8 protein-coding genes and 1 pseudogene are annotated in these 9,858 nt (G+C 71.9%); 1 reads left to right on the plus strand and 8 read right to left on the minus strand.

Going from position 1 to position 9,858, the window contains the following annotated elements; all coding sequences use genetic code 11:
* Nucleotides 1-90: 90 nt before the first annotated feature.
* The 8 genes from G3I19_RS30860 to G3I19_RS30895 all read right to left on the minus strand — a co-directional run bounded on the left by G3I19_RS30860 (nt 91) and on the right by G3I19_RS30895 (nt 8,836).
* Entirely contained in the window at nt 91-1,224 is a 1,134-nt protein-coding gene (locus G3I19_RS30860; RefSeq protein ID WP_164267020.1) for a hypothetical protein, read from the minus strand.
* Nucleotides 1,225-1,326: 102 nt separating this feature from the next.
* Nucleotides 1,327-2,376, minus strand: coding sequence for a hypothetical protein (locus G3I19_RS30865; RefSeq protein WP_164267021.1), 1,050 nt, complete (start codon nt 2,374-2,376; stop codon nt 1,327-1,329).
* Between the two features lie 88 nt (nt 2,377-2,464).
* Nucleotides 2,465-3,832 (minus strand): LLM class flavin-dependent oxidoreductase, encoded by a 1,368-nt coding sequence (locus tag G3I19_RS30870; protein ID WP_164267022.1) that lies wholly within the window; start codon nt 3,830-3,832, stop codon nt 2,465-2,467.
* A gap of 54 nt (nt 3,833-3,886) precedes the next feature.
* Nucleotides 3,887-4,639 carry an ABC transporter ATP-binding protein gene (locus G3I19_RS30875; protein ID WP_164267023.1) on the minus strand — a complete coding sequence of 251 codons (753 nt, stop codon included), beginning with the start codon at nt 4,637-4,639 and terminating at the stop codon, nt 3,887-3,889.
* A complete protein-coding gene (locus G3I19_RS30880) occupies nt 4,615-5,523 on the minus strand; it encodes an ABC transporter permease (protein ID WP_164267024.1) in 909 nt (302 codons plus the stop codon). Before G3I19_RS30880 ends, G3I19_RS30875 begins: the two co-directional genes overlap by 25 nt.
* On the minus strand, nt 5,520-6,587 hold the full coding sequence (locus G3I19_RS30885; protein ID WP_164267025.1) for an ABC transporter substrate-binding protein: 1,068 nt from the start codon (nt 6,585-6,587) through the stop codon (nt 5,520-5,522). The genes G3I19_RS30880 and G3I19_RS30885 overlap by 4 nt, the downstream gene beginning before the upstream one ends.
* A 53-nt stretch (nt 6,588-6,640) precedes the next feature.
* On the minus strand, nt 6,641-7,162 hold the full coding sequence (locus G3I19_RS30890) for a flavin reductase family protein (protein WP_164267026.1): 522 nt from the start codon (nt 7,160-7,162) through the stop codon (nt 6,641-6,643).
* 369 nt (nt 7,163-7,531) lie between these two features.
* The gene (locus tag G3I19_RS30895) at nt 7,532-8,836 is read right to left on the minus strand and encodes an ROK family transcriptional regulator (RefSeq protein ID WP_343235258.1); all 1,305 of its coding nucleotides are present in this window, start codon (nt 8,834-8,836) and stop codon (nt 7,532-7,534) included.
* A gap of 378 nt (nt 8,837-9,214) precedes the next feature.
* Here G3I19_RS30895 and G3I19_RS30900 point away from each other — a divergent pair.
* Nucleotides 9,215-9,858: pseudogene (locus G3I19_RS30900) on the plus strand (FUSC family protein); the annotation flags it as partial.

The following is a 9,858-nucleotide window of genomic DNA, read 5'->3' on the forward strand; positions in this document are numbered from 1 at the left end:
GCCTGCCCACCGTCTTCGCGGCAGCCGTCCACGCGCTCCAGTGACCCGGCGGGGTTCCGCGCTACGGGTCGCTCGGCCGGTGGCGCGGTCTCACCCCGCGCCACCGGGACGTCCGGCCCGCCCTCCGGGCGATAGCGCGGGGCACACGGAGAACGGGCCGTGGCCGGCCGTGCCGGCCACCGCGGCGGCCAGGCCGGTGTCGAGGTGCTCCAGCCTGATGCGCCGGTCGGTGTACAGCAGGCCGAGAGTCAGGGGCGTCAGAGGGGCCCTGACGATCGCGGCGCTGACAGCCGCGAGCCCGACCACGGCAGCCGGCAGGATGAGGCCGGTGAACGGTGTCGACGACGGGTTGCTCGATGAGCCGTCGAGGACTCCGGACGGGGCGAGCCGCGCCGCGACCGCCCCCACCAGGGGCATGACCAGCTGGGTGGCCGTGTAACAGATCATTCTGGTCAGGCAGGCGATACCGAGCGTGCGCCACGAGGCCGCGTGGCCGAGTTTCCAGGCGCGGCGCATGGCGGCCGCCGGGCGCTGGTTCTCCAGGACCACGACCGGTACGGCGAGGATGAACCGGCCGCCCGCATAGACAGCACCGAGCAGGCCGGGGATCAGCAGAAGCAGGCCGAACGCCAGGGCGGTGAGGCTGTGCAGGAGGACACCGAGCAGGATGGCCGGAACCATGGAGGCGACCATGACGGCGACGGCGGCCACGCTGGTCAGGAGCTGGGTACCCAGCACCCGCCACAGGTACGGGCGGGCCTCTGCCCACACCTGACGGGCGGTCGGGGGACGATGGCCCAGTACGGCATGGCGGCCGAGTACGGTGATGCTGACCGTCGCGGTCACGGCGTAGGCGATGGTCGCGCAGATCAGAGCCGGGACCAGGACGACGGCCCCGGCCGTGATCATCCCGGACAGGTGGCTCGTGAGGGGCCGGCCGCCGTGTGCCGTCCCGTGGGTGGCCAGGAACCAGGCGGCGCAGACACAGCCGCCGAGCAGTACGGCCGAGCCGAACGCGAGGGCGAGCAGCGGAAGATACAGCGGCTTCGGGTAGCGCCGGGCGGTGGCGAAGACACCCCTGAGGATGTCGCTGGCGTCGAGACGGCGCAGCGGAACCGTTCCCGGCTTGGGCGCGGGGTCCGCGTGTGCCCTGCCTGTCGGTGCCCACGCTCCACCGGGCAGGCCGCTGGGATCAAGTGCCCACTGTCCCCCGTTGGTTGCCATGGCCCACCCTTCCGGTCGGCGGTTCGCACTGTCGCGCTGTATCGAGCGTACGGGCACGAGGGGCCGAGCGGGATCCGTTCCCGCGGGAGTCGGGCCCGCGGGTCATTCCCGTGCGGCCAGCGTGCCCAACTCGTCCATGATCGGGCGGAGTTCACGCCTGACGAGGCGAGTCACCGTCAGCGGGTTCGGCAGGCGCAGCGTCGTCGGGTCGAATCGCGTGAAGCCGGCCTTCCAGTCCGGGGCGAACACCACGACGCCCTTGAGTACGAAGTCCCAGCGCAGCCGCTTCCGGCCGTTGAGCAGGACTTCCCAGCGCGGGCGGTGCGGACGGGCGGGTGGCGGGTAGTCGGGCAGCGCGGGCAGCGGCGGCCATGAGGCGCCCGGCGCGGGTGCCTCGGTAGCCGAGCGCCGCTCGTACTCCACAGCGACCGCATCCCGGAAGCACTGGTAGGTCACGGCGTCGGAGTAGACCACCAGGACCAGCCGGGAGGGCGGCAGGAGGCGCACCGCCTCGGTGAACTCCCAGACAGTGCCCGGTCCTGGACCGACCGACATCAGCACCACATGTGCTCCGGCGATCAGTCCGCTGACGGTGGCCCGCCAGTCGTCGAGGGGAAGTTGCCCGCGGACCGCGCCGGGCGGCGGCAGGTGCTCCCCCGGTCTCCCGACCGCGATGACACGGCCCAGCCGCCCGAAGCGGCGTACCAGCGCCTCCTCGTGGGTCAGCCCGGAGAGAAAGAACAAGTTCGGCGGCTGGGCCCCACCGCTCTGGATGTCCGTGTTCAGCGAAGCCATCTCGGAGTCGTTGGAGAAGGGACGCAGATACAGGACGTAGCGGGAGTCGGGCAGCGCGTCGAAGGAGTCGATGACTTCGGCGGCGTACCGCTTGCCCCGTACGACAAGGAGGCGACCGGCGCCGAAGACCGCCAGGCCCGCCAGGAGCGCCACCAGGCCCCCCAGCCCGCGTAGCCACCAGGCGAGTTGCGTCACTTCCGACAGATGGTCGCTGTGGAATCCGGAGCTGAAGACCAGCCAGCCGGGCAGGCCGAGCGCCGCCCCCGCCAGCCGCAGGGCCCACCCGCCGACGACAAGCCTGCGCCCCCTCGCCGCAGGCTCCGTGCCACGGAGTAACGGCTTTCCCGGCACACCCAAGACGACACCCCCGTACCCCTGCATGCCGCAGCTCGGGCCCCACCCTAGCCGTCACGTTTAGCGTGCACATGGCCTTCGGGCTGCCGGATCAGCCCGCCAGTGGGGCCGCCAGGTCGAACAGCTGGTTGGCGGGGCGCGGCAGGCCGTAGTGCTCGCGCAGTGTGCGCCCCGTGTACTCGGTGCGGAACAGTCCGCGCTCCTGGAGGATCGGCACCACCTGGTCCACGAAGGTCTCGAGGCCTGAGGGCAGCACGGCGGGCATGATGTTGAACCCGTCGGCCGCCCCCCTGTCGTACCAGTGCTCGATGGTGTCGGCCACCTGCACCGCCGTGCCCGCGAAGGTGCGGTGGCCGCGGCCGCCGCCCAGCCGTCCGATGAGCTGTCGTACCGTCAGCCGTTCGCGCCTGGCGAGCTCCACGACGAGGGTGTACCGGCTCTTCGCTCCCTCGATCTCGTCCTCGGTCGGGATGCCGTCGGGCAGCTCCTCGTCGAGCGCCAGGTCTTCGGGGGCGATCCGCAGTCTGTCCGCCAGCTGCCGCTTGGCGTAGTCGGGCACGATCAACCGGTCCAGTTCGGCGTCCAGTTCCTGTGCCTGGGCCTCGGTGTCACCGATGACCGGGACGATGCCCGGCAGGATGCGGATGCCCTCGGGATCGCGGCCCGCGGCCTGTGCGCGCCGCTTGACGTCCTGGTAGAAGGCGATGCCCTCCTCCAGGGTCTGCTGGGCGGTGAACACCGCCTCCGCGTAACGGGCGGCGAAGTCCTTGCCGTCCTCGCTGGAGCCCGCCTGTACCAGCAGTGGATAGCCCTGCGGCGGGCGCTGGACGTTCAGCGGTCCGTCGACGCGGAAGTACTCGCCGCTGTGGTCGATCCGGCGTACCCGGTCCGCCAGCGCGTGCACCCCGCGCTCCTTGTCGGCCACCACCGCGTCGTCGGCCCAGCTGTCCCACAGTTTGGTCGACACCTCGACGAACTCGGCGGCCCTGCGGTACCGGTCGTGGTGCAGCGGGGTGTCGTCAAGGCCGAAGTTGCGGGCCGCGTCGGCGCCCGCGGTGGTGACGATGTTCCAGCCGGCCCGGCCACCGGAGACATGGTCGAGCGAGGCGAACCTGCGGGCCAGGTTGTACGGCTCGTTGTAGCTGGTGGACGCGGTGGCGATGAGACCGATGTGCTCGGTGGCGCCGGCCAGCGCGGTGAGCAGGACCGTGGGCTCCAGCTTGGCCGACGGCCGCCTGCCGGGGTCGCCCATCAGGACGGGGCTGTCGGCGAGGAACACCGAGTCGAGTCTGCCGCGCTCGGCGATCCGGGCGAGGTTCTTGTAGTGCTCGATGTCGGAGTTGGCGCGCGCCGGACTCTCGGCGAGCCGCCAGGAAGCCTCGTGGTGGCCGGTGGACATCAGGAACGCGTTCAGGTGCAGCGGGGCGCGGCCGGGGGTGGCGCCGGGGTTGCTGGGCATGGTGGTGTCCTCGTCTCCTCGGGAGATACGGGTGTACGGAACGAGAGGGCGTGGTCAGGTCGGGGGCTGTGGCTCGGACTCGGTGGCGCCCAGCGCGGCCAGCAGGGTGTCGCGGTACTCCTGGAACCGGGGATCGCGCCGGGTCCTGGGCGCCGTGAGGCCGATCGTCAGGTCGAGCGAGATCCGGCCTTCGTCCAGGACCAGTACCCGGTCGGCGAGTTCGACCGCCTCGTCGACGTCATGGGTGACCAGCAGCACGGCCGGCCGGTGGCGTTCGTACAGCTCGCGCAGCAGCCCGTGCATCTTGATCCGGGTGAGGGCGTCCAGCGCACCGAACGGCTCGTCGGCCAGGAGCAGTTCCGGATCGCGTACCAGGGCGCGGGCGAGTGCGGCCCGCTGCTGTTCGCCGCCGGAGAGTTCGTGCGGCCAGGACCGTCCGCGGCCCGCGAGGCCGACCTCGTCGAGCGCGGTCAGCCCGCGCTCCCGGGCCCCTGGGCCGCGTATCCCGAGCACCACGTTGTCCAGCAGACGCAGCCAGGGCAGCAGCCGGGAGTCCTGGAACGAGAGCGACACCCGGTCGGGGACGTCGAGCGTGCCGGAGCCTTCGACCGCGTGGTCGAGGCGGGCCACGGCGCGCAGCAGCGTCGACTTGCCCGAGCCGCTGCGGCCGAGCAGGGCGGTGAACTCGCCCTGCCCCAGGGTGAGATCGAGCCCGTGCAGGATGGTCCGGTCACCGAAGCGGCGCACCAGCTTCGTCATCCGTACGGCCGGCCGGGTACCGGTCAGCCCGCCAGGGTGCGTCGCCATGACAGCGCCCTCCTTCCGACCGCCTGGACGAGGGCGTCCGAGACGAAGCCGAAGATCCCGTAGACGACGAGACCCACGATGATGACGTCGGACTGGGCGTACTGCTGGGCCTGGAACATCATGTAGCCGATTCCGCTGGTGGCGTTGATCTGCTCGACCACGATCAGGCCGAGCCAGGAGGCGGTCACCCCGAGCCGCAGCCCGACGAAGAAGCCCGGCAGCGAGCCGGGGCCGATCACCTTGCGGATGAACTGGAGACGGCCGAGTCCGAGGGATTCCGCCAGCTCCACATACCTGCTGTCGATGCCGGTCAGGGCCGCGTAGGTGTTGACGTACACGGTCACGGCGACGCCGAGGGCGATGACGGTGACCTTCATCTGCTCACCGATGCCCAGCCAGAGGATCAGCAGCGGCAGCATCGCCAGCGAGGGGATGGCCCGCTTGATCTGGAGCGGGCCGTCGAGCAGATACTCCCCGGTGCGGCTCAGCCCTGCCGCCACCGCGAGGGCCGTGCCGGACGCCACCCCGAAGAGGAGGCCGAGCCCGGCGCGCTGGAGCGAGATCAGTACGTTCGTCTGGAGCCGTCCGTCGGCTGCCAGGTCACCGGCGGTGGAGAGCACGGTGCCGGGGCCGGAGAGGATCCGCGGGTCGAGACAGCCGAGGGCCGACGCGGCCCACCAGACGGCGACCACCAGCACCGGGCCGATCAGCCGGCCGAAGGGCAGGGCACGTCCGGGCCCCAGCCGCCTGCGAGCGGTGCGGCCGGCCGGCCGGGTCCGGGGCGGCAGCTCCTGGACACCGGCGTCCGCGGGCACCGCCTCATCGACGTGGGCGTCCGCGGGCACCGCCCCCTGGACGCGGGCGTCCGGCAGTACTTCGGTCATGATCCCTCCCGGTAGGCGGCGGGTACGGCCGCTGCCGCGATCCGCTCGAAACGCCGGTCGAACAGCTTGGTGACGTCCTGCCGGGGCACGAAGCCGCCCGCGGCCATCAGGTCCGCGGTCTCCTGCTCCCAGGCGATCGCCCGGTCCCAGCGTGTGGTGAAGACCGGTCTGGCCAGGGAGGCGACGATGCGCTTGCCGTCAGCGGCCGTGACGCCCTGGTCCTTCACGTAGTACCGGTCGATCCACCGCCCGGGGTGCTCCCAGGCCCAGACCTGACCGCGGGCCCACACCGGGATGAACTCGCGGACGGCAGCGGCCCTGGCCGGGTCGTCCAGCACCGCGTCGGGTGCCCAGAGAACGGTGAGCAGGTCCACCACGTCGGTGTGCACGCCCCGGGCGCCGTCCTTCGCGTACTGACCGAGGTACTTGGTGAGCGTGGGCTCCGCGAGCGGGGCCACATCCACCTGCCGGGACTGGAGCGCGGTGAGGAACTGGGTGCTGGGCAGGGCCACGAGCGTGACGTCGCTGTTGCGCAGCCCGGCCTTCTTCAACGCCCGCAGGACGACGACGCCCTGTGCCTGGCCCTGCGAGAAGCCGATCTTCTTGCCGCGGAAATCGGCGGCCGTCCTGATCGGCGAGCCGGGGGAGGTGGCGAAGACGTACGACGGGTGGTTGCGCTCCTGGACCGCCACGATCCGCGCGCCGACCCCGATCGCCGCGGCCTGGATCGGGGGGATTCCCGCATTGACCGCGAGATCGATGGAGTGCGCCCTGAATCCCTGGATGATATCGGGGCCCGCATTCAGATTGGGCCAGTCGGAAACAGTGAACCGCAGATCCTTTGTCAGCCCGGCCGGGGCCAGTTGCAGTTGTGTGGTGCGTACGGCAACCGAGAGTTTCGTTCCTGGCGGCGGGGCTCCGGACGGGAGTTTTCCGAGCGGTTTGTGGCCGGCCGTCGTGGTGGTCCGTGGAGCACAGCCGGCGAGGCCGAGTGCCGCTCCGCCCATGAGGGCGAGCAGGGACCTGCGGCCGACGGGCGCCGACGGCGGGGAAGAAGCTGACATGGTGATTCCTGATCGGTGGGCGGACTGTTTCACCGCATACGGGGGCAACGGGTTCAGAGCGAGAGGTAGTTGCCGTCGTGGAAGACCAGCGGGCTGCTGCTCTCGTCGAGCCAGGAGTCCTCGACCCGGGCCACCACGATCCGGTGGTCCCCGGCCGGCACGATCTGCTCGACGCCGATCCGCAGCCAGCCGGCCACCCCGCCGAGCACCGGCTCGCCGCCGGGCAGCCGCCGCCACTCGGTCGGCGCGGCGAATCTGTCGATGCCGCTGGTCGCGAACGTCCTGGCCAGCGACTCCTGTTCGGAGCCGAGGAAGTTGACGACGGCTGTCGCGGCGCGCTCGATGTGCGGCCAGGACGAGGCGGTCACGGCGATACCGAAGGACACCAGCGGAGGGTCGAGGGAGAGCGAGGTGAGCGAGGTCGCGGTGAACCCGACCGGCCCCCGCCCGGAGTCGGCGGTGACGGCCACCACCCCGGCGGGATACCGGCGGAAGACCTGCCGGAACCGCTCGGGCGGGACGGCGGGCGCGGAGTACGCGGACGGTACGGGGTACGGAGCAGCGGTGACGGTCATGGTCTCCCCGGGAGAAATGGGGCCGTCGGGCATGACGGATCGGCACGGCACACCCGGAGGCAGGAAAGCGGAATGGCAGAAAAAGCGGCAGCGGGAGGGCGGAAGAGCAGCAATTCCGCGCGCCTTCAGGAAGCGTGGGCCTGATGCCCAGCGGCTATCGGGAAATCCCTGCGCGGCGACAACAGAAAGGGCGGGCGAAGAGGCCGGCCGACCCGACCGCGCAGCAGCAGCCGCATGCCCCACGGGACATGTACGGGGAAATCCGCTGCGATCCGGTCATGAATCCATCCTCGCGTCCGGTTTCCCGCCGGGTCAACAATGCAACGTTCTGAATTAATTCGGTGCGCGCACCGCCGGGCGGGAGGCGGGTCAGCACGCGGCGGTCACCGAGGGCCAGGGGCCGAGCGGGTCCGCGTACAGGGCGCCCAGCGCCACCGCACCGCCCGCGGTGGCCAGCACCGAACCGGTGAAACTGCCCGGCACGACGGCCCGTTCGGGGTCTTCGCAGACCAGGGAACGTGTTCCCGCCTCCGCCCGCAGCGCGGCCAGACACTCCGGCAGCCGGGCGGCCGCCGGTTCGACGACCACCAGGATCTCGGGGTCGAAGGTGTCGAGCAGTAGGGCCACCGCCCGGCCCACGTACCGGGCCCGCTGTCCGAAGAGTGCCCGTGCCCGGGGTTCACCGGCCAGGGCGAGATCGAGCAGCGCCCTGAACGACGGTACGCGCAGCCCCTGTTCGGCCGCCATGCCCAGCAGGGCGGACTCCGATGCCACCGAGTGGAGGCAGCCCGGCCTGGCGCACACACAGGACAGCACGGCACCGGCCCGGCCGTCCGCACCCACCGGGCCGACCGGGCCCACCGGGCCCACCGGCAGATGCGCCACGCTCCCGGCCCCGGCGCGCGGCCCCAGATGGACCGTTCCGGCGGAGGTGAAGGCCGCGTCGATGACGGCACCGACGAAGAGCAGGACCGCGCTGCTGCGGGTGGTCACCTGACCGAACATCTGCTCCGCGCGCGCCAACGCCCGCGCGTGGCTGTCGACATGGACCGGCAGCCCGGTGGCGGCGGCGAGGCGCTCCCGTACCGGCACATCGCGCCAGCCCAGTTGGGGATGGTGCACGATCGTCCCGGCTGCGGGATCGACCCGGTTCCCGGTGGCCACCCCGAGTCCGAGCACGGTACGGCCGTCGGCGTGCGCGGCCACCAGCCGGGGCAGCCGCGCGGCCAGCGCACTCAGCACCCGCCGGGGGTCCGTGTTCCCGTGCGGCTGCCGGTCCTCGGCCACGATCCGGCCCCGCAGATCCATCAGGGCGAGCGTCGAGTGGGCCACGGCGATATGCGCACCGGCCACCAGGAACTGACCGGTGTCGATCTCCACCGGGATGTGCGGCCGCCCGAGACCGCGGGGCCCGGCCGTCTCGGCGGCCTCCCGGATCAGCCCACGCGCCAGCAGCTGTCTGGAGTGGCCGGTGACCGACGCGGGCGACAGCCCGGTGAGACGGGCCACGGTGGAGCGGGCGACGGGGCCGTGGTCGAGGATCGCGCCGAGCACCGCACCGGTGGCGGTGCCGGCCCGCCGCTGGGGGCCGGCGGCCGGTATGTCGGAGCGGCGGACGGGAGCGGTGCGACGGACAGGGGCGGGGCGGCGGGCGGGCGCGGGCGTACGGTCCACGGATGGCATCCCGGTACTCGGTGGGGGTGGCACTCCAGCCGGGGCTCCGGTGCGGGAGCCCCACGGCAGACCGCGCCGGCGGGGACACCGGCGGAGCTCTGCTTCTTCCAGGGGGGCGCCGCGCCACCCGGCGGAACCGGTACGGGAGGTGTCGTCAGCGGGCGGCGCCGTACAGCCAGTGCGTTCAGGCCCGGTGACACGCAGCGGAGCACACACGCTTGAGGTCGACGTGACCACGCGTCGTCAGGTGTGCGGAGGGCTGCATGGCGCGCAACGTATCCGGCACGGCGGAACCCGGTCAAACCATCGACCACATCATGGACAGGCGGATGAACAGAGGCTTTCTTTTACGAGTAAAACACCTGCTAAGCTTTTACTATGCCGAAGCACGCCAGGAGACAGCAGGCCAGGACAGAACAAGGAGGAGCACGTCTCCCCCGGACCCGCCCGCTCCCCCTCCGGTCCACCCTCCGGCTGAGACGCCCCGTCGACATCTGGCACAAACCCGCGCTCAGCGCCGCGGTGGCGCTCGCCGTACCCGACGCGGTGCTCCTGACGCTCGGCCGGATGGACCTCGTCCTCTACACATCGGCCGGGGCCATGTGCGCCCTGTACGCACACGGTCTGCCGTACGCAGCGCGCGCCCGCACCCTGCTCTGGGTGGTGCTCGGCATGGTCGCGAGCCTCGGTGCCGCGCTGCTGTCCGCGTCGCTGGTCACCTCGCCCGTCCTGCTGGTGCTGCTCGCTTCGCTGCTGGCCGCCGTCCACAAGACGGTCTGTGACGCGACCCGGATAGGGCCGCCCGGCAATCTGATCTTCACGTTCATCGCCGCATCCGCCTTCTTCGCGCCCCAGCGGCTGGGCCAGGTGCCCTTCCATCTGGCGCTCGCGCTCGGCGGCGGAGCGGTGGCCTGGGCCGTCGGGATGGCTCCGGCGCTGGTGCGGCCGCACGGACCGGAGCGGATCGCCGTCGCCCGGGCCCTGGAGGCAGCCGCAGCGGTGTGGCGGGGCGGGCAGGAGGG

This window comes from Streptomyces sp. SID10853 (genome assembly GCF_010548145.1).
In the GTDB taxonomy this organism is placed as follows: Bacteria; Actinomycetota; Actinomycetes; order Streptomycetales; family Streptomycetaceae; genus Streptomyces.